The following is a 20,274-nucleotide window of genomic DNA, read 5'->3' as shown; positions in this document are numbered from 1 at the left end:
GCGGGCGTCCTGGTGGGTTCGAGCGGCGGGACGACCGGCCGCGTGGGCCGCGCCGGGACGATGACAGCCGTGGTGGCGGGTTCCGTCGGGACGACAGTCGCGGCGGCGGGTATCGCGGGCAGCGCGATGACCGCGGTGGCCGGGGCGGTTACCGCGGGCGCGACGACCGGGGTGGGTACGAGCGGCGGGACGACCGGGACCGTGAGCCCATCAAGCGGCTTCCGATTCCTGACGACGTCACCGGTGACGAGATCGACAAGGACGTGCGGCAGGAGCTGATGAGCCTGCCGAAGACGCTTGCCGAGGACGTTGCGCGGAACCTCGTCATGGTGGCCCGGCTGATCGACGAGGACCCCGAGCAGGCGTACGCGTACTCGCGGATCGCCCTGCGGCTGGCCTCGCGGGTCGCTGCGGTGCGTGAGGCTGCCGGGTTTGCCGCGTACGCGACGCAGAAGTACTCGGAGGCGTTGGCGGAGTTCCGGGCGGCCAAGCGGATGACCGGTTCCGTGGAGCTGTGGCCCGTCATGGCGGACTGCGAGCGCGGACTCGGGCGGCCCGAGCGGGCGATGGCCATGGCCGGCGAGCCCGAGGTGCAGAAGCTCGACAAGGCCGGTCAGGTCGAGATGCGTCTGGTGGCTGCGGGGGCCCGCAGGGACATGGGGCAGATCGATGCCGCCATCGTCACGCTGCAGAGCTCCGAACTCGCCTCGAACGCCGTGCACCCATGGACGCCGCGGCTGCGCTACGCGTACGCGGACGCACTGCTGGCGGCGGGGCGCGAGGACGAGGCGCGTGAGTGGTTCGGGAAGGCACTGGAGGCCGACAAGGACGGCGCCACGGATGCCTCGGACCGGCTCGCCGAACTGGACGGTGTCGAGTTCGTCGACGCCCTCGGTGACGATGAGGGCGAGGACAGCGACGAGAGCGACGTCGCGGACGACGACAAGGGCGAGGCCACTGACAAGGACGGCACGTCCGAGGCGTAGGGCATGAGAGAGGGCGGCACCCCGGAAGGGGTGCCGCCCTTTTCTGTTGCCGCGTGCGTCAACCGAGAGTGAGGCTTCGCAGGACCAGGCCGGTGGCCGGCTTGGGGCCGAAGGAGGTCGACTTGCGGGGCATGGTGACGCCCTGCCGGGCGAGGTCCCGGACGACCTCCTCGCGTACCGGATGCATCAGGACCGCCGTGGCGTTGCGACGTTCGGCCTGTTCGACCGCTGCCGCGGTGTCGTGGATGTACGCGATGTGTTCCGGGGCGTCGGGGATCTGCCAGACATGGTCGAGCAGAGCCGCGTGCAGGACCGTCGCGTCGAGGGTCTGCCAGGCGGTCGGGCGGTCGGCCCGAATCGTACGGTGCAGAAGGCCGGGGTCGGGGCGATCGACGAGATGGAAGCCGCCGTCGCCCGCGAGCAGGAACGCGTTGCCTTCGGTGGCCGCCGCGGCGAGTGCGTCCAGGGCCCTGGGGAGGGGGCCCTCGACGTCGCGGATGCGGAAGAGGCCGTTCAGCGCGGTGAGGGCGTCGGCGACCGGGAGGCGGTGCAGCAGCCGGTGGATGGCGCGTACCCGGAGGGGGTAGCGGGCCGTGTCGACGAGGAGGACCAGGCCGAAGTCCCAGGGGCCGGGTGCGGTGTGCTCCTGCTGGAGGCGGAGGTAGGTGGCCCAGCGGTGATGGCCGTCGGCGATCAGGGCCTGGTGCTGGGCGAGATCGGCTTCGATCTCGGCCCGGTCGGCCGGGTCGGTGACCGCCCAGAGACGGTGGCTGTAGCCGTCCTCGGTGGTGGTGGCGAGCAGCGGCGGTCGCTCGATGGTCCGCTCGATGACGGCGGTCGCGCCCGAGGCGTCGCCGTTGTTGCGGTAGGTGAGCAGCAGTGGTTCGAGGTGGGCGGCGGTGGTGCGCATCAGGTCGGCCCGGTCCTCGACGACATGGGCCATCACGTCCTCGTGCGGCAGCACGATGCCGTCGGCGGGGGCGGAGAGCGCCAGCGCCCCGACGATGCCGCGTTGCAGGATCTCGGCGTTGCGCTGTTCGTAGACGTACAGCGCGGGCTCGGGATCAGGAGCGAGTATGCCCTCGGCCAGCCAGCGGTTCAGGGTCTCGGCGGCCTGCTCGTGGCGGGCCGCAGCCGTGTCGGCCTGCGGCAGGATCAGCCGGACGATGTTGTACGGATCCGCCGACTCCAGGTGGTGCAGCCCGTCGGGGCGCACGACGACGTCGTACGGCGGTGAGGTCACCGCTGCGAGACTGCCGACCCGCTCGGGGACGTATCGCAGCCCGCGGAACGGGATGAGACGCAGTCCCTGGCCGGCCGGACCTGATGTGTTCATTTCTGCATGGTATGTGCGTGACGGGGATGCGCGATGATCGGGACAGAAGTACGGATTGAGGAGCGCAAAGAATGAGTCAGGCGAGCAGGACCAGGCCGAGCGGCAGCAGCACCGCGTTGAACGAGGCGTACGACACGGCGCTGCTCGATCTCGACGGGGTGGTGTACGCGGGCGGCCATGCGATCGTCCACGCCGTCGACTCGCTGGGAACTGCGCGGGACGGCGGGATGCATCTGGCGTATGTGACCAACAATGCCCTGCGGACCCCGGCCGCGGTGGCCGAGCACCTGACCGAACTCGGGATTCCGGCCGAGCCCGCCGATGTGATCACCTCGGCGCAGGCGGTGGCCAGGCTGATGGCCGATCAGTTGCCGGCCGGGGCGCGGGTGCTGGTGGTGGGCGGCGAGGGGCTGCGCGTCGCGCTGCGGGAGCGCGGTCTGCTACCGGTGGAATCGGCGGACGACGAGCCGGTCGCGGTGGCGCAGGGGTACGGCGGGCCCGACATGACGTGGGGGCGGTTCGCCGAGGCGGCGTATGCGATCGCGCGCGGGGTGCCGTGGTTCGCGTCCAACACGGATCTGACGATTCCGAGTGCCCGGGGGATCGCGCCCGGGAACGGTGCGGCGGTGGAGGTCGTACGGATCGCGACCGGGGCGGAGCCGCAGGTCGCCGGGAAGCCATTGCCGCCGATGCACCGGGAGACGGTGCTGCGGACCGGGGCCGAACGCCCGCTGGTGGTCGGGGACCGGCTGGACACGGACATCGAGGGGGCGTTCAACGGCGGTGTGGACTCGCTGCTGGTGCTCACCGGGGTGACGGACGCGGCGCAGTTGGTGGCCGCCGAGCCGAAGCACCGGCCGACGTATGTGGACGCCGACCTGCGGGGGCTGCTGACCGGGCAGCCCGAAGTGACGCGTACGGGCGACGCGTTCGGCTGTGGCGGCTGGACGGCTTCGGCGCGCGGCGACGCCCTGGTGCTGGAGGGGGACGGGGAGGTGCTCGACGGGCTGCGGGCGCTCTGTGCGGCGGCGTGGTCCTACGCCGGGGACGGCTCGTGCGGGCTGGACAGCGGGAAGGCGGTCGCCAGGCTGGGCCTGTAGGCGGATGGCTCCCCGTGAATCGAGCACAAGGGCGAGCGATGGAGAGGGTAGGCTAACCTAACTTTACCCCTGGCGTGGTGTGCCACGTCCGGATGGCCCTCGCACCCGATCACCTCCGACTCCGGGAGTACGACCATGCAGCGCCTCACCGCGGACTCGGTGACTCTCGGCTACGGCCGGCGGGTCATCGCGGAGAATCTCTCGGTCGAGATACCCGACAACTCGTTCACGGTGATTGTCGGCCCCAACGCCTGTGGCAAGTCGACCTTGTTGCGCGCGCTCTCGCGGATGCTGAAGCCGACCAGCGGGCGGGTGCTCCTGGACGGGCGGACGATCCACGGGACGCCGGCGAAGAAGGTCGCGAAGACGCTGGGTCTGCTGCCGCAGTCCTCCATCGCCCCGGACGGCATCACGGTGGCCGACCTTGTCGGGCGCGGCCGCTACCCGCACCAGGGGCTGCTGCGTCAGTGGTCGCCGGACGACGAGCGCATTGTCGAGGAATCGATGACGGCGACCGGAGTCGGCGCGCTTGCCGATCGCTATGTCGATGAATTGTCCGGCGGGCAGCGGCAGCGGGTCTGGATGGCCATGGCGCTCGCCCAGCAGACACCGTTGCTGCTGCTCGACGAGCCGACGACGTACCTCGACATCCAGCACCAGATCGATGTCCTCGACCTCTGTGCGGAGCTGCACGAGTCGCAGGGGCGCACCCTGGTGGCCGTCCTGCACGATCTGAATCACGCCGCGCGGTACGCCACGCACCTCATCGCCATGCGGGAGGGCGAGGTGATCGCCGAGGGGGCGCCGGGAGAGGTCGTGACCGCGGAGCTGGTGGAGCGGGTCTTCGGGCTGCGCTGCCAGGTCATCGACGATCCGGAGACGGGGACGCCGTTGGTGGTGCCGGCCGCGCGCAGGCCGCGGAGCGGCGGGGTGGGCGTACAGGGCAAGGCGTCCGCCGGGGTATCGGTCGGGGGCTGACCGAGCCGACCGCCCGGGGCCGCTCCAGGGAAGCGGACCGTCCCGCGGCTACAGCAGCGACCTGAGCCTCAGCAGATCGCGGAAGCCGGCCTCCAGCCGGACCCGGCCCGAACCCCAGGCCCTGGCGAAATGCAGTTCGCCGTTCACCATCGCCACGAGGTCGTCGCCGGTCATCGCGAGCCGGATCTCCGCCTGCTCCCGGGGCGGGCCGTCGACCGTGTCCAGGACCTGGATCCGGCCATTGGCCAGCCGGCCGGTGAAGGTGATGTCGAGATCCTTGATGTGGCAGCTCAGGGAGCGGTCGAGGGCGGCCGCGCTGCGCACGTCGCCGTCGGCCCCCGCGAGGTTGTCGGAAAGTTTATCGAGTGCGCTGCGGCACTCCGCCATGGTCGCCATTGTGCTCGACGGTACCGCAGGCCTTCGCGGTAGCGTTTCCCGCATGAGCGACTCGATGCCGGGGCCCGGAACAGCGCCCGGAGCGGCCCCCGTGGATGTGGCGGAGGACCCGTTCGCGGGAACCCCGGACGACGAGGGCGCGACCCCGGCCCCGGCCGCGGCGCCCTCTCCCGAACCCGCCGCACCCGCGCCCCTCGGCATCGGACGCACCCCCACCGGCAACGCCGAGGTCGACGCGCGGCTGGAGCGTCTCGCCGATGCGGACCACCTACCGGCGGACGGACACATCGAGGTGTACGAGGATGTACATCGTGGGCTGCGCGACGCGCTGACCGCGCTGGACGCCAGGCCCGCACCCGCACCGGTACCCGCACCGATGCCCTCGTACGACAACAGGAGCTGAACCGAACGTGGCAGGAGTGGCACGACGCCGCCTCGACGCCGAGCTGGTACGCCGTAATCTCGCCCGCTCGCGCGAGCATGCGAGCCAGCTGATCGCCGCTGGGCGGGTGACCGTAGGCGGCAACACCGCGACCAAACCCGCCACCCAGGTCGAGACCAGCGCCGCTGTCGTCGTGATCAAGGACGACAGCGACCCCGAGTACGTCTCGCGCGGCGGGCACAAGCTCGCCGGCGCCTTCGCCGCCTTCGTGCCCCTCGGGCTGGAGGTCGAAGGGCGCCGGGCGCTGGACGCCGGGGCTTCGACCGGCGGCTTCACCGACGTACTGCTGCGGGCCGGCGCCGGTCATGTCGTCGCCGTCGACGTCGGCTACGGGCAGCTCGCCTGGTCGCTCCAGTCCGATGCGCGCGTCACCGTGAAGGATCGGACCAACGTACGGGAGTTGACGCTCGAAGCGATCGACGGGGAGCCGGTGGACCTGGTGGTCGGCGATCTGTCGTTCATCCCGCTGGGTCTTGTCCTGCCCGCCCTGGCGCGCTGCGCCGCTCCCGACGCGGACCTGGTCCTCATGGTCAAGCCGCAGTTCGAGGTCGGCAAGGAGCGGCTCGGCAGCGGCGGAGTGGTGCGCAGCCCCGAGTTGCGGGCAGAAGCGGTACGGGAGGTGGCGCGCCAAGCGTGGGCGCTGGGCCTCGGAGTGCGGGGGGTGACGGCGAGCCCGCTGCCGGGGCCCGCGGGAAATGTCGAGTACTTTCTCTGGCTGCGGGCCGGAGCACCTGAGCTGGATCCCGCGGATGTCGACCGTGCAGTGGCGGAGGGGCCTCGTTGACGACGAATGCGGCACGAACTGTCTTTCTTCTGGCACACACCGGCCGCCCGGCTGCGATCCGCAGCGCCGAGCTGGTCGTGCAGGGTCTGCTCCGCAGCGGCCTCGGCGTTCGTGTGCTGGCCACCGAGGCGGCCGATCTGCCGCTGCCGCCGTCCGTCGAGACGGCCACGGACACCACATCGACGGCCGTGGACGGTTGTGAGCTGCTGGTCGTGCTCGGCGGGGACGGGACGCTGCTGCGCGGCGCCGAGCTCTCCCGGGCCTCCGGGGTGCCGATGCTCGGCGTCAACCTCGGCCGGGTCGGTTTCCTCGCCGAGGCCGAGCGCGACGACCTGGACAAGGTCGTCGACCGGGTCGTCACCCGGGCGTACCAGGTCGAGGAACGCATGACGCTCGACGTCGTCGTGCGCAGCAACGGTGACATCGTCCACACCGACTGGGCGCTCAACGAAGCGGCCGTGCAGAAGGTGTCGCCCGAGCGGATGCTGGAGGTCGTCCTGGAGATCGACGGCCGGCCGGTGACCGGGTTCGGCTGCGACGGGATCGTCTGCGCGACCCCGACCGGATCGACCGCCTACGCCTTCTCGGCGGGCGGTCCGGTCGTCTGGCCCGAGGTCGAGGCGCTGCTGATGGTGCCGATCAGCGCCCACGCGCTGTTCGCCAAGCCGCTGGTGACCTCGCCGACCTCGGTGCTCGCCGTCGAGGTCCAGCAGCACACCCCGCACGGGGTGCTGTGGTGCGACGGACGCAGGACCGTGGAGCTGCCCGCCGGCGCGCGGGTCGAGGTGCGGCGCGGTGCGGTGCCCGTACGGCTGGCAAGGCTGCACCACGCCTCGTTCACGGACCGGCTGGTCGCGAAGTTCGCACTGCCCGTCTCGGGGTGGCGGGGCGCGCCGCACTGACCGGCGGACATCTTCCCGGAGGCGGTGCACATTCCGAAGGTGCACACGGGAGAGTGAACCCTGGAGGGCGGGGTCCGTCGCACATCGGGGCCCGGACCTCGTAAGGTCATGTCCGTGTTGGAGGAGATGCGGATACGGTCGCTCGGAGTCATCGACGACGCGGTGGTCGAGCTGTCGCCCGGTTTCACCGCGGTGACGGGTGAGACCGGCGCGGGCAAGACCATGGTCGTCACCAGCCTGGGGCTGCTGCTCGGCGGGCGTGCCGATCCCGCCCTGGTACGGATCGGGGCCAAGGCCGCGGTCGTCGAGGGGCGGATCACGGTGTCCGACGGCGACGCCGTGGCCCTGCGGGCCGAGGAGGCCGGGGCCGAGTTCGACGACGGCGCGCTGCTGATCAGCCGGACCGTTTCCGCGGAGGGGCGCTCCCGGGCGCATCTCGGTGGCAGGTCCGTTCCGGTGGGGGTGCTCGCCGAGCTCGCCGACGAACTCGTCGCCGTGCACGGCCAGACCGACCAGCAGGGGCTGCTCAAGCCCGCACGGCAGCGGCAGGCACTCGACCGGTACGCGGGCGACGGTGTCGCCGTGCCGCACGCCGAGTACGCGACGGCGTACCGGCGGCTGCGGGCCGTCGTCACGGAGCTCGACGAGCTGACCACGCGCGCCCGCGAACGCGCCCAGGAGGCGGATCTGCTGCGCTTCGGGCTGGGCGAGATCGCCGCGGTCGAACCACGAGCGGGCGAGGACGGCGACCTGGCCGCCGAGGCCGAGCGGCTCGGCCATGCCGAAGCGCTCGCCTCCGCGGCGTCCCTCGCGCACACCGCGCTCGCGGGCAATCCGGAGGACCCGGAGGGTGTCGACGCGACGACCGTGGTCGCTGCCGCCGGACGGTCCCTGGACGCCGTACGCGCCCACGATCCGGCGCTGGCCGCACTCGCCGACCGGATCGGCGAGATCTCGATCCTGCTCGCCGACGTGGCGGGCGAACTGGCCGGGTACGCCGACCAGCTGGACGCCGATCCGCTGCGGCTCGCCGCGGTGGAGGAGCGGCGCGCCGCGCTCACCGGCCTCACCCGCAAGTACGGCGAGGACATCACCGCCGTGCTCGCCTGGGCCGAGGAAGGGGCCGTCCGGCTCACCGAACTGGAGGGCGACGACGACCGCATCGGCGAGCTGACAGCGGAGCGGGACGCGCTGCGCGCCGAACTCTCCGGCCTCGGACAGGCGTTGACCGATGCGCGTACGGGGGCGGCGGAGCGCTTCGCCGAGGCGGTGACCGCGGAACTGGCCTCGCTGGCCATGCCGCACGCCCGGGTCTCCTTCGACATCCGGCAGACCGAGGCGGCCGACGAGGCGTCCGGCATCGAGATCGGCGGGCGGAGCGTGGCTTACGGGCCGTCCGGCGCCGACGAGGTCGAGCTGCTGCTGGCCCCGCACCCCGGTGCCCAGCCGCGGCCGATCGCCAAGGGCGCGTCGGGCGGTGAGCTGTCCCGGGTGATGCTCGCCGTCGAGGTGGTCTTCGCCGGCTCCGATCCCGTACCCACCTACCTCTTCGACGAGGTCGACGCGGGGGTCGGCGGCAAGGCCGCCGTCGAGGTCGGGCGGCGGCTCGCGAAGCTCGCCAGGTCCGCGCAGGTCGTCGTCGTGACGCATCTGCCGCAGGTGGCGGCCTTCGCCGACCGGCAGCTGCTGGTCGAGAAGACGGTCGACGGGGCGGTGACCAGCAGCGGGGTCACGGTCCTGGAGGGCGAGGACCGGGTACGGGAGTTGTCCCGGATGCTCGCGGGCCAGGAGGACTCGCAGACGGCACGGGCCCATGCGGAGGAACTGCTGGCCGCGGCGCGGGCGGACGGGTAGCGGGTTCGACGCGCACAGGTTGCGGGGGGTTGCGCGGCCGGTCGGCGCGCGGCTGTGCCGAGTTGCCGGGGTCCGCCCGGTGGTCTCCCGTACCGGGCGGCCGCCGGGCGGAGCCTGCGGACCGGTGCCTAAGGGCTCTCCCGTAATCCCTGGTGGGCGCGCGACGACAGCTGCGGCACCTCGCCGCGTTGTCGGAACGCCCGAATACATCCAGTATGCGGGCGTCCCTCCGCCTTGCGATGCACCACATCTGACGCCGCGCGCTGATCCACCACGGATTACGGGACAGCCCTTAGCCTGGCCCGTATGGGAGCAGCATTCAGCAGGGCCGCCGTGTCCGGTGCCGTCGCAGCCGCCGTCGCGGGGGGTGTGTACCGGGCGTTGCGGACCCGGTCGCGCAGGGGCTGGCAGCGCACCAACCACGCGGGCCGCACCGTCGATCTGTACGCGGGACCGGCCGTCGCCCTCGGCGCCGCAGCCGGAACCGCCGTCCTTCCGCTCCCGGCTCCCACCAAGTACGCCGCAGCACTCGCCGTACTCGCGGCAGGCGGCTGCGGGGCGTACGACGACCTCGTCGGTGCGGGCGATCCGCGCCGCGGTTTCCGCGCCCACCTGGGGGCTCTGCGGGACGGTGAGGTGACCAGCGGCGCGGTGAAGCTGTTCGGGATCGGGGCCGCCGGGCTCGCCGCCGGTGTGCTGCTCAAGGACCGGCCCGTCGACCGGATCCTCGCCGGGGTCGTGATCGCCGCGACCGCGCACCTCGTCAATCTGACGGACGTACGGCCCGCCACGGCCGCCGTCACCGTGCTCGCCCTCGGGGCCCCGGGCCTGTTGGGCGGCCCGCTCGCCGCCGCGCCGATGGGGGCCGTGGCGGCTCTCGTCGCCGACGACCTGGGGGAGCGCACCATGATCGGGGACACCGGGGCCCACGCCCTGGGCGCCGCGGTCGGGGTCGCCATCGTCGCGGGCCGTGGCCGGGCCGGGCTCGTCGCCCATGCGGTCGGACTCGTCGCGGCGACGGTGTACGGGGACCAGGTCAGCCGGCTCGTCCGGTTGACGGCGGACCGCTGACGGGGAGTCCCGAGCACACGGCCGCGACAACATCGTGCCGCTTCGTCACCCGTGCGAGTGGTACGCCACGACCGGTTGCCCTTGTGTGCACCGCGACAGTGGCCCGACTGTGCCGGAACGTGCGTACGGACTGGCATCCTTGGCGGTGCCATCACCCCTACTAGTGCCGTGACCGGCAAGGTTTTGCCCGGAAGGAGCGTCGTCCAGTGCGTGCGAGGGTGCGTGCTGGACAACGCGACGGGGCAAACCCTGCCGGGAGGGACACAGGGACCCCCGGGAGCCATTCAACGTGTCACAGCTGCGTACGGTCCAAGTCCTGGGCGGCGGCAGCGCGGGCAGCAGCGCCCACGTCAGCTCGCTGGCCGCTGGGCTGGTGGCGAGAGGCGTGCACGTCACCGTCTGCGCCCCGGCCGAACTGGACCACGCCTACGACTTCTCCGGTACGGGCGCCCGGTTCACCCCCGTGCCGCGGCGCAGCGATCCCGCGGCCGTCGCCGCGCTGCGTACCGCCTGTCTGACGGCGGACGTGGTCCACGCGCACGGTCTGCACGCCGCCGTGCGCGCCGCTCTCGCGCTCGGCGGCCGGCGTGTCCCGCTGGTCGTCACCTGGCACGCCCGCGCGCACGCCGAAGGTGCCCGTAGCCGGCTGCTCCACCTGATGGAGCGAAGGGCCGCCCGTACGGCGGCGGTTGTGCTCGGTACGACATCGGACCTGGTCGACCGGGCGCGGCTCCGAGGCGCGCGCGATGCCCGGCTCTCGCCGGTGTCCGCCCCGGTGTCGCCCGCTGCCGACCTCGTCCACGAAAACAAGACGCGGGCCGAACTCGGTGCGGTGGAGCGGCCGTTGATCATTTCCTACGGGAGTCTCGTGCCGCACCACGGGTACGACATGCTGCTCGACGCCGCACGGGTATGGCGCGAAATCGACCCTGTACCGCTGCTGATCATCGTGGGGGAGGGGTGCGAGCGGGCCGCTCTGCAGCGCCGGATCCGGAACGAGGAACTGCCCGTGCGGATCGTCGGCAGCCGCGACGACATCGCGGAACTCCTTGCCGCCGCCGATCTGGCCGTGTTGTCCAGCCGGTGGGAGGCGCGCTCGGTGCTCGCCCAGGAGGCGCTGCGGCTCGGCGTTCCGCTGGTCGCCACCGCGGTCGGAGGGGTGCCCGAACTAGTTGGGGACGCGGCGGAGCTCGTACCGTACGGGAACGCTGTGGCGCTCGGGCGGGCGGTGGTCAGGCTGCTCGGCGATCCGGAGCGGCGTGCGGACCTGGTGGCCGCGGGGCGTGCGCAGGCCGCGAGTTGGCCGACGGAGGACGACACGATCGCTCAGGTTCTCAGCGTCTACGACGAGTTGACACAGCCGCTGGCGGCAGCCCGGACACGGTGAACGGGCCGCTCGTCGGACCGCTCCGGCGCTACGACGTGTGGCGGCGGGCGCGCAGGGCCAGGCTCAGGGCCAGGACGGCCTGGGGGTCGTCCAGATCGGTGCCGAGGAGCTCGCCTATGCGGGCCAGCCGGTTGTACAACGTCTGGCGGTTCAGGTGCAGTTCGCGTGCCGTTTCCGCCTTGCGGCCGGCGTGGGCCAGATACGTCTCCAACGTCGGCAGCAGCGGAGGGCGCGAGGTGCGGTCGTGATCGCGCAGCGGACCGATCGCCCGGTCCACGAACGCCGCCAGATCCGGATGGTCCCGCAGCCGCCACAGCAGCAGATCGATGTCCAGACGCCGGGCGTCGTACCAGGGCCGGTCGCTGAGACCGTGCGCGGCCGTCGCCGTCTCCGCCGCGTGCCGCAGCCCCGCTCCGGCCGCCGCCCAGCCGCCCGCCACACCCACCACCACGACCGGCGGATGCGATCCGGCACGCTCAAGACCGGCCCGCTCCACGCCGGCGCGCAGCGCCGCCGCGACCCGGTCCGCGACCGCCGTGCGCTCCGTCTCCGACCGCAGCCCGAGCAGCACCGGAACCCGTCCCTCCACCGGCCGCACTCCGAGCAGCACCGGCACACCCACAGATGAGAGTTCCTCCAGCACCGCCCGAGCCAGCAGCGCCCAGTTCCCCGACACGGACAGTTCGGGAGCCAGCCGCATCACCACCGGCAGCAGTGGCATCTCACCCGGCTTGAAACCCAGCACGCGGGCCTGCGCCGGCGCGTCCTCAGGCGTGATCCGGCCCTCCGCGAGGTCCGTCAGGAAGTCGCCCCGGCCGCGTGCCGCGAGCTCCTCCTCCTGGCGGGCCTGCATCAGCACGACGGCGAGAATCCCGGCCGCCCGCTCCGCCGCCATCCGGTGCACCGGCACCAGAGGCCCGGACACGGCCAGCAGCACCAGCCTGGCCCGTACCGAACCCGTTCCCGGACCGCCACCCGGCACATCCACCAGCACCGAACCGGCGGGCGGCGACTCACGGGCCGCCCGGCCGCCGCGCATCCCGTCCCACACCTGGAGCGGGTCGGCGCCGACCGGGCCGGACGTGGGTCCCGCCGCATACAGCAACTGGCCGTCCGCCGTCTCCAGAAAGACCGGATTGGCCGCGAAGTCCGCGAGGATGCTCAGCACCTGAGGCACGCCACCGCCGCCGAGCAGAGCCTCCGTGCACCGCCGGTGCACATCCTCGGCCTGCCGCAGCAGCGCGTAGTGACCGTTGACGATCTCGGTGTGGATCTCCTCGGTCACCGTCACGAACGGCACCTCCCGGTGCAGCTGGACCAGCGGCAGACCGGCCGCGCGGGCGGCGTCCACGATCGACGCGGGCAGCCTGCTGAACCGCGGCCCCAGCTCCACCACCAGGGCGGCGATCCCGCGGTCGGCGAGCCTGCGGACGAAGGCACGCTGCTCGGCGGGGCGCGTACCGAGCCCCAGGCCGGTGGTGAGCAGCAGCTCGCCGCCCTTGAGCAGCGAAGCGATGTTCGGGACCTCGCCCGCGTGCACCCAGCGCACCGTACGGTTCAGCCGGTCCGCGCCGGCCACCACCTCCGGCAGCCCGCTGCGCAGCCCCGGCAGCTCAAGGGCCCGCTGCACGGTGATTCCGCCCTGATTGTCCATGGGATCGGACGCTACCCGGGCTTGCGCTCCGGAGACATCACCGGATGGTCACGGACCGGACGGTGAGGCCTTTTTCTCCCGGCAACTCGTCGCGCAGCCAAGCGAATTGAATGACCCCCTGTCGATTGTGGCGTACGCCACAAGGGGTCAGGTCGTGAATGGCGCAGCGAGTGTCTCACGCGCTGCTTGATCTCGCGGCGGGTGAGCAGCTCCGGCTGCGGCCGAGGCGGGGCGGCCGCCGGCCGCCGGAAGCCCTGGATCCCACCCCCGTGTCCTCTTGGCCGTGCGGTGGGCACAGCCGCTGGGAGAGAACACGGGGATGGGCCCCACCCGGCGGTCAGCCGACGTACGCCCCGCTCGCCGTCAGGCGCAGTGCCGTGTCGATCAGCGGCACATGGCTGAACGCCTGCGGGAAGTTCCCCACCTGGCGCTGCAGCCGGGGGTCCCACTCCTCCGCGAGCAGGCCCAGATCGTTGCGCAGGGACAGCAGCCGCTCGAAGAGCTGCCGTGCCTCGTCGACCCGGCCGATCATCGCGAGGTCGTCGGCCAGCCAGAACGAACAGGCCAGGAACGCGCCCTCGTCTCCCTCCAGACCGTCGACGCCCGCGTCCTCGCCCTTGGTGGGGTAGCGCAGTACGAAGCCGTCCTCCGTGGACAGTTCGCGCTGGATCGCCTCGATCGTGCCGATCACACGCTTGTCGTCCGGCGGCAGGAATCCCATCTGGGGGATCAGCAGGAGGGAGGCGTCCAGCTCCCTCGATCCGTAGGACTGGGTGAAGGTGTTGCGTTCCTTGTCGTAGCCCCGGTCGCAGACATCGCGGTGGATGTCGTCGCGCAGCTCGCGCAGCCGCTCCAGCGGCCCTTCCGCGTCCCCGGACTCGATCAGCTTGATGGTGCGGTCGACGGCTACCCAGGCCATCACCTTCGAGTGGACGAAGTGGCGGCGCGGGCCGCGCACCTCCCAGATGCCCTCGTCCGGCTCGTCCCAGTGCTTCTCCAGGTACTCGATCAGCTTGAGCTGGAGGCCCGTCGCGTAGTCGTTGCGGGTCAGGCCGGTCATATGGGCGAGGTGCAGTGCCTCGGTGACCTCGCCGTACACATCCAGCTGGAGCTGGCCCGCGGCGCCGTTGCCGACCCGGACCGGGCCGGAGTTCTCGTAACCGGGCAGCCAGTCCAGCTCGGCCTCGCCCAGCTCGCGCTCGCCCGCGATGCCGTACATGATCTGCAGGTTCTCCGGGTCGCCGGCGACCGCCCGGAGCAGCCACTCGCGCCAGGCGCGGGCCTCCTCGCGGTAGCCGGTGCGCAGCAGGGAGGAGAGGGTGATCGCCGCGTCGCGCAGCCAGGTGTAGCGGTAGTCCCAGTTCCGGGAGCCGCCGATGTCCTCGGGCAGGGAGGTGGTCGGCGCGGCGACGATGCCGCCGGTCGGCGCGTAAGTCAGGGCCTTGAGGGTGATCAGGGAGCGGACCACGGCCTCGCGGTAGGGCCCGTGGTACGTGCACTGCTCGACCCATTCACGCCAGAAGTCCGCGGTCGCGTCCAGCGAGCCCTCCGGGTCCGGCAGGCCCGGCGGCTCGTGGTGCGAGGGCTGCCAGCTGATCGTGAACGCGATCCGGTCACCCGGCGCGACCGTGAAATCGGAGTACGTCGTCAGGTTCTCGCCGTAGGTGTCGACGGAGGTGTCCAGCCAGACGGAGTCCGGGCCCGCGACGGCGACCGTGCGGCCGTCGACCTTGTGCACCCACGGCGTCACCCGCCCATAGCTGAACCGCATCCGCAACTCGGAGCGCATCGGCACCCGGCCGCTGATTCCTTCCACGATTCGGATGACCTGCGGGGCACCGTCACGCGGGGGCATGAAATCGGTCACTCTGACCGTTCCGCGCGGTGTGTCCCACTCCGATTCCAGGACGAGAGAGTCCCCGCGGTAGCGGCGGCGGTTCGCGGACGGCGGCTCCGCCCCGTCCTCCCGCGCCGGTCCCAGGCGCCAGAAGCCGTGCTCCTCGGTACCCAGAAGTCCCGCGAAAATGGCATGCGAATCGAAGCGGGGGAGGCACAGCCAGTCCACTGTGCCGTCCCGGCAGACCAGGGCGGCGGTCTGCATGTCTCCGATGAGTGCGTAATCCTCGATGCGCCCGGCCACGTGCATCTCCAGTCGAACGGCCATGTCGCCCCGTAGGGCATTACTGCGGGTCAAGAGGTCGTCGCAAGGGGTTGTTGTGGGGGAACCTGCGAGCTCGGTACCTCGCCCGGAGCGAGTGTCCGAGCAGGATACGACGCACCGGAATGATCTGCGCGACTGTCTCAGTAACGTCCGTCGAAACGCCTGAGCCGAACGGGTGTGGCGTGAGGGACCCGTGGTGATCACGTGGGGTGATTGTGCGGGGCGTGGCCGGAAGCAGGCCCCCTTCGTCGCTGATACCCTGGTAGCCCGTGGACCGGTGGTCGTTCGCAACAGCAGACGAGGCCCCCGAACCGCAGCGACGGCACCTCCGGAATTCTCCGGACGGCAACGCCGGCACGCACCTCACGATCGCGACCACGGGAGCCCCCTTTGGCTATGCAGCCCACATCCACGACGACCAAGCACATCTTCGTCACCGGGGGTGTCGCCTCTTCCCTCGGCAAGGGTCTGACTGCGTCAAGCCTCGGTGCCCTGCTCAAGGCGCGCGGCCTCCGGGTCACCATGCAGAAGCTCGACCCGTATCTGAACGTCGACCCGGGCACGATGAACCCGTTCCAGCACGGTGAGGTGTTCGTCACCAACGACGGCGCCGAGACCGACCTGGACATCGGCCACTACGAGCGCTTCCTCGACGTCGACCTCGACGGTTCCGCCAACGTCACCACCGGCCAGGTCTACTCGCAGGTGATCGCCAAGGAGCGGCGCGGCGAGTACCTCGGTGACACCGTGCAGGTCATCCCGCACATCACCAACGAGATCAAGCACCGCATCCGCCGCATGGCGACCGACGACGTCGATGTCGTCATCACCGAGGTCGGCGGCACGGTCGGTGACATCGAGTCGCTGCCGTTCCTCGAGACCGTCCGCCAGGTCCGCCACGAGGTCGGCCGGGACAACGTCTTCGTCGTGCACATCTCGCTGCTGCCCTACATCGGCCCGTCCGGCGAGCTCAAGACCAAGCCGACCCAGCACTCCGTCGCCGCGCTGCGCAACATCGGCATCCAGCCCGACGCCATCGTGCTGCGCGCAGACCGTGACGTACCGACCGCCATCAAGCGCAAGATCTCGCTGATGTGCGACGTCGACGAGGCCGCCGTGGTGGCCTGCGTGGACGCCAAGTCGATCTACGACATCCCCAAGGTGCTGCACACCGAGGGCCTGGACGCGTACGTCGTGCGCAAGCTCGACCTGCCGTTCCGCGACGTCGACTGGACGACGTGGGACGACCTGCTGGACCGCGTCCACAACCCCGACCACGAGGTCGTCGTCGCGCTCGTCGGCAAGTACATCGATCTGCCCGACGCCTACCTCTCGGTCACCGAGGCCATCCGGGCCGGCGGCTTCGCGAACAAGGCCCGGGTCAAGGTCAAGTGGGTCGCCTCCGACGACTGCAAGACCCCGGCCGGTGCCGCGAAGCAGCTCGCCGACGTCGACGCGATCTGCGTCCCCGGCGGCTTCGGCGACCGCGGTGTCAACGGCAAGATCGGCGCCATCCAGTACGCCCGCGAGAACAAGGTGCCGCTGCTCGGCCTCTGCCTCGGCCTGCAGTGCATCGTGATCGAGGCGGCGCGCAACCTCGCCGAGATCCCCGACGCCAACTCCACCGAGTTCGACGCCGCCACCTCGCACCCCGTCATCTCGACGATGGAGGAGCAGCTGGCGTACGTCGAGGGCGCGGGCGACCTGGGCGGCACCATGCGGCTCGGCCTGTACCCGGCGAAGCTCGCCGAGGGCTCGCTGGTCCGTGAGGCCTACGACGGCCAGCCGTACGTGGAGGAGCGCCACCGCCACCGCTACGAGGTCAACAACACCTACCGCGCCGAGCTGGAGAAGAAGGCCGGTCTGGTCTTCTCCGGCACCTCCCCGGACAACAAGCTCGTCGAGTACGTCGAGTATCCGCGCGAGATCCACCCCTACCTGGTCGCCACCCAGGCGCACCCGGAGCTCCGCTCCCGCCCGACCCGCCCGCACCCGCTCTTCGCGGGCCTGGTGAAGGCGGCCGTCGCGCGCAAGACGGGCGTCGGGGCCGGCGCCGAGCAGGGCGCCGCGTCGGGCAAGTAGTCCGGCGGTGCACAGGCACTAACGTTGACCGGGGTACGGATCCATTGAGGTCGCGTGCCCCGGTTTCTGTTTTTCGTGGGAGGACGTAGATGGGTTTCCAGGACACGCCCGAGGAGTGGCAGGTCACCGCGACCGAGACGCCCTTCACGGGCAACAAGACCAGCGTCCGCACCGATGAAGTGGTGATGCCCGACGGCACGGTCGTACGCCGCGACTACCAGGTCCACCCGGGCTCGGTCGCCGTACTCGCGGTCGACGAGGAGAACCGGGTCCTCGTGCTGCGGCAGTACCGCCACCCGGTGCGCCACAAGCTCTGGGAGATCCCGGCCGGACTGCTGGACATCCCCGGTGAGAACCCGCTGCAGGCGGCTCAGCGCGAGCTCTACGAGGAGGCGTACGCCAAGGCCGAGGACTGGCGGGTGCTGACCGACGTCTACACCACACCCGGCGGCTGCGACGAAGCCGTACGGATCTTCCTCGCCCGGCAGCTCTCCGAGGCCGACGGGGAGCGTTACGCGGTCTCCGAGGAGGAGTCCGACATGGAGCTGGCCCGGGTGCCGCTCCAGGAGCTGGTACGGGGGGTGCTCGCCGGGGACCTGCACAACAACTGCCTCGTGGTGGGCGTCCTTTCGCTCGCGGCGGTGCTCGCCGGTGACGGGATCGACTCGCTGCGCCCGGCCGAGGCGCCGTGGCCCGCCCGCCCGTTCGAGGTCTGACGGTGCGCTGCCCGGCGGCTCGTAAGGACCGTGCGTGGTCCGGCGGTCCGCGGGCCGGCCGCTGAACGGTTCACCGAAGCCTCCCGATAGGAAAAGATGCTGATCCGATCGGGGGACCTCCGCGCCCCGCTCCACGGAATCCGTCCACTCGCCTGAACTACGCTCGGAATGCCCTGACCGGAGTCCCCGGCGGGCAATGCGTGCAGCGAAGTGGAGCGTGGCCCGTGACGGATCAGGCGGTGGACACCAGCGGCCCGGCCAAGGCGGCCGGAACCGAGGAGCCCTCCGGCGTCGCACCACCCCGATTCTTCGGCCGTGAACGTGAGTTGAAGGCGCTGCGTGCCGACATCGAGCGGGCCGGACTGGACACCCTGGCCGGCCGTAAGGCCGCCCGCGCCCGGGTTCTGCTGATCGCCGGACGCCCCGGCTCCGGACGCACCGCACTCGCCGGCGAGCTCGCCCGCCGGCTGCTCTCCACCGGCGACCACCCCGACGGTCTGTTCCGGGCCCGGCTCACCGAACCCGGCGGCGCACCGGTTCCCACCGAACGCACCGCCCGGGAACTGCTCGACCAGTTGGGCGTGACGGGCCCGCCCGGCGCCGAAGGGGACGAACTCTCCCAGTTGGTCCGCGAAGCGCTCGCCGGGCGCAGCGCGCTGCTCCTCCTCGACGACGCCGTGGACGCGGAACAGGTCGACCCGCTGCTGCCGGACAACCCCGACTGCCTGGTCGTCGCCACCTCCGAGGGCCCGCTGACCGGAATCCCGGGCGTCCGCCCCTGCACCATCGGCGGCCTGGACGCGGGCTCCGCCGTCCGGCTGCTCGCCCGCACGATCGGCCAGGTCAGGATCACCGTCGACCCGCGGACCGCCGAGACCCTCGCCGAGGAGTGCGGCGGACTGCCGACGGCCCTCGTGATGGCCGGCGGCTGGCTCGCCGCGCACCCCATGGCATCCGTCGCCGATGTCACCAAACAGCTGCGCGAGCTCCCGGACGACCCGGAGCAGTCCACCGGCGCCCGCCCGCTGGCCCGCGCCTTCCGGCTGGTCCACGACTCCCTGTCGCCGGCCGCCGCACGGATACTGCGCCTGCTCGCCCTCGCCCCCGCCGGGCTCGCCGACGCCCACACCGCCTCCGCGCTGGCCGGCTGCTCGGTCTCCGCCGCCCGGACGACCCTCGATGACTTCGTGGCCCTGGGGCTGCTGCGCAGCGATGGGGCGGATCAGCCGCAGTACGAGGTGCCCGGCTGCCTCGCCCCGCTGCTGCGGGCGCTGCTGGAGGCCATGGACCGGCCGACGGAGATCCAGCTCGCCAGGGCCCGGATGCTGGAGCGGACCGTACGGCTGCTGCAGTCCTGCCGGGCGGTCACCGAACCCGAGGGTTCCGCGGCCCGCCGCAAGCTCGCCGGGCTGCCGCGCTCGCTGCGCTTCCCCGGCCCCGATGCGGCCGCCGCATGGCTGCGGATCCGTCGGCCGGCCCTGCTCGCCTCGGCCAGGATCGCCGTCGAGGACGGTGAACTCGACACCCTGGCAAGGCGGTTGGTGGCCGCGTTGGTGCGGGCGCTGGCCGTGCACCAGGGCACCGAGGCCGCCGCGCCCGAGCTGTACGGACTGCACGGTCTGGTCCTGGCCGTCGCCGAGCGGTGCGACCTGCCGCGCGAGCGGGCCGCCGCCCTGCTCAACCTCGCGGACCTCGACGCGAGGACCGGCCGTACGCGGGAGGCGCTGACCCGCTACCGGGCCGCGGCGGACGCCGGACGGGCCGCGAAGGATCCGTACGCCATCGGCCGCGCGATGGAATCCGTAGGCGGCGCCTACGCCGAGCTGGGGGACTTCCAGCGGGCCTCCGACTGGTACGGCCGGGCGTTGGCACAGCGGCTCACCCAGGGCGAGCGGGCCGACGAGGCGCGGCTGTACGGGCGGCTCGGCGCCGTCCACACCTACGCGGGGCGGTACGGCGAGGCGCTGCGGAACTGGCGGGCCGCCGCGGCCGGGTACCGCAGGCTCGGCGATGTGCCGGCGCAGGCGCGGGCGCTGAGCGAGGCGGCCCGGGTGCAGGAGTACGCGGGCCGGCCGCGCGAGTCGCTGCGCACCTGCCAGGAGGCCGTTCACTGGGCCGGGCAGGCGGGGGACGTGCGGCTGCAGGCGGCGTTGGAACTGCGGCTGGCCGACACGTTCGACCGGCTCGGCGACCCGGCTGCGGCCAGGCTGCACCGCGGTCTCGCCGACAGATTGCTGGGCGAGGAGGGTGCAGCCTACGAAATCCGTAGTGTGGTGAGTGAAAATTAATGCTTTATAAGGCTAGACAGGGCGAAACCCTTCATTAAACTGGCTCTACCGCGTGTGTTCGCGGTGTCTCCATTTATTCTGTGTATGTCCGGGTATGTAGAACTGTGCCCGGGTAACCCTCTGAGCCAAGGACCGTG

General features: G+C 71.8%; 16 protein-coding genes. 12 read left to right on the top strand and 4 right to left on the bottom strand.

The window, feature by feature from the left end; all coding sequences use genetic code 11:
• The first annotated feature begins 278 nt into the window (after positions 1-278).
• Positions 279-986, top strand: coding sequence for a tetratricopeptide repeat protein (locus ACZ7L9_RS23280; RefSeq protein ID WP_471417693.1), 708 nt, complete (start codon positions 279-281; stop codon positions 984-986).
• 58 nt (positions 987-1,044) lie between these two features.
• Here ACZ7L9_RS23280 and ACZ7L9_RS23275 read toward each other — a convergent pair whose 3' ends face one another.
• A complete protein-coding gene (locus ACZ7L9_RS23275; RefSeq protein WP_471417665.1) occupies positions 1,045-2,322 on the bottom strand; it encodes a DUF1015 domain-containing protein in 1,278 nt (425 codons plus the stop codon).
• Between the two features lie 71 nt (positions 2,323-2,393).
• On the opposite strand from ACZ7L9_RS23275, the gene ACZ7L9_RS23270 reads away from it, so the two are divergent.
• Together ACZ7L9_RS23270 and ACZ7L9_RS23265 are read left to right on the top strand one after the other, a co-directional pair.
• Positions 2,394-3,422 carry an HAD hydrolase-like protein gene (locus ACZ7L9_RS23270; RefSeq protein WP_471417663.1) on the top strand — a complete coding sequence of 343 codons (1,029 nt, stop codon included), beginning with the start codon at positions 2,394-2,396 and terminating at the stop codon, positions 3,420-3,422.
• A 135-nt stretch (positions 3,423-3,557) separates the two neighbouring features.
• Positions 3,558-4,400: an ABC transporter ATP-binding protein gene (locus ACZ7L9_RS23265; RefSeq protein ID WP_471417661.1), complete on the top strand. Its 843-nt coding sequence runs from the start codon at positions 3,558-3,560 to the stop codon at positions 4,398-4,400.
• Positions 4,401-4,448: 48 nt separating this feature from the next.
• Here ACZ7L9_RS23265 and ACZ7L9_RS23260 read toward each other — a convergent pair whose 3' ends face one another.
• Positions 4,449-4,796 carry a sterol-binding protein gene (locus tag ACZ7L9_RS23260; RefSeq protein WP_471417659.1) on the bottom strand — a complete coding sequence of 116 codons (348 nt, stop codon included), beginning with the start codon at positions 4,794-4,796 and terminating at the stop codon, positions 4,449-4,451.
• Between the two features lie 43 nt (positions 4,797-4,839).
• On the opposite strand from ACZ7L9_RS23260, the gene ACZ7L9_RS23255 reads away from it, so the two are divergent.
• The 6 genes from ACZ7L9_RS23255 (at position 4,840) to ACZ7L9_RS23230 (ending at position 11,236) form a co-directional block, all read left to right on the top strand.
• On the top strand, positions 4,840-5,199 hold the full coding sequence (locus ACZ7L9_RS23255; RefSeq protein WP_471417658.1) for a hypothetical protein: 360 nt from the start codon (positions 4,840-4,842) through the stop codon (positions 5,197-5,199).
• Between the two features lie 7 nt (positions 5,200-5,206).
• A complete protein-coding gene (locus tag ACZ7L9_RS23250; RefSeq protein WP_471417656.1) occupies positions 5,207-6,022 on the top strand; it encodes a TlyA family RNA methyltransferase in 816 nt (271 codons plus the stop codon).
• The gene (locus tag ACZ7L9_RS23245; RefSeq protein ID WP_471417654.1) at positions 6,019-6,924 is read left to right on the top strand and encodes an NAD kinase; all 906 of its coding nucleotides are present in this window, start codon (positions 6,019-6,021) and stop codon (positions 6,922-6,924) included. Before ACZ7L9_RS23250 ends, ACZ7L9_RS23245 begins: the two co-directional genes overlap by 4 nt.
• A 108-nt stretch (positions 6,925-7,032) precedes the next feature.
• Positions 7,033-8,778, top strand: coding sequence for a DNA repair protein RecN (gene recN, locus ACZ7L9_RS23240; RefSeq protein WP_471417652.1), 1,746 nt, complete (start codon positions 7,033-7,035; stop codon positions 8,776-8,778).
• A 306-nt stretch (positions 8,779-9,084) separates the two neighbouring features.
• Positions 9,085-9,849 (top strand): hypothetical protein, encoded by a 765-nt coding sequence (locus tag ACZ7L9_RS23235; protein WP_471417650.1) that lies wholly within the window; start codon positions 9,085-9,087, stop codon positions 9,847-9,849.
• Between the two features lie 289 nt (positions 9,850-10,138).
• Positions 10,139-11,236 (top strand): glycosyltransferase family 4 protein, encoded by a 1,098-nt coding sequence (locus tag ACZ7L9_RS23230; protein WP_471417648.1) that lies wholly within the window; start codon positions 10,139-10,141, stop codon positions 11,234-11,236.
• Between the two features lie 28 nt (positions 11,237-11,264).
• Here the strand turns inward: ACZ7L9_RS23230 and ACZ7L9_RS23225 are convergent, their stop codons facing one another.
• Together ACZ7L9_RS23225 and ACZ7L9_RS23220 are read right to left on the bottom strand one after the other, a co-directional pair.
• Positions 11,265-12,890 (bottom strand): PucR family transcriptional regulator, encoded by a 1,626-nt coding sequence (locus ACZ7L9_RS23225; protein WP_471417646.1) that lies wholly within the window; start codon positions 12,888-12,890, stop codon positions 11,265-11,267.
• Between the two features lie 337 nt (positions 12,891-13,227).
• Positions 13,228-15,030, bottom strand: a complete 1,803-nt coding sequence (locus ACZ7L9_RS23220) for a glycoside hydrolase family 15 protein (protein ID WP_471417691.1) — start codon at positions 15,028-15,030, stop codon at positions 13,228-13,230.
• A gap of 417 nt (positions 15,031-15,447) precedes the next feature.
• Here ACZ7L9_RS23220 and ACZ7L9_RS23215 point away from each other — a divergent pair, with 417 nt between their 5' ends.
• From ACZ7L9_RS23215 to ACZ7L9_RS23205, 3 genes are all read left to right on the top strand, one after another.
• Positions 15,448-17,133, top strand: coding sequence for a CTP synthase (locus ACZ7L9_RS23215; protein ID WP_471417644.1), 1,686 nt, complete (start codon positions 15,448-15,450; stop codon positions 17,131-17,133).
• A gap of 89 nt (positions 17,134-17,222) precedes the next feature.
• Positions 17,223-17,849 carry an NUDIX domain-containing protein gene (locus tag ACZ7L9_RS23210; RefSeq protein WP_471417642.1) on the top strand — a complete coding sequence of 209 codons (627 nt, stop codon included), beginning with the start codon at positions 17,223-17,225 and terminating at the stop codon, positions 17,847-17,849.
• Between the two features lie 224 nt (positions 17,850-18,073).
• Positions 18,074-20,137 (top strand): tetratricopeptide repeat protein, encoded by a 2,064-nt coding sequence (locus tag ACZ7L9_RS23205; RefSeq protein WP_471417640.1) that lies wholly within the window; start codon positions 18,074-18,076, stop codon positions 20,135-20,137.
• Positions 20,138-20,274 lie beyond the last annotated feature (137 nt).

It is taken from the genome of Streptomyces sp. NPDC111516 (assembly GCF_055635345.1).
This window is presented reverse-complemented; position numbering and strand designations above follow the sequence as displayed.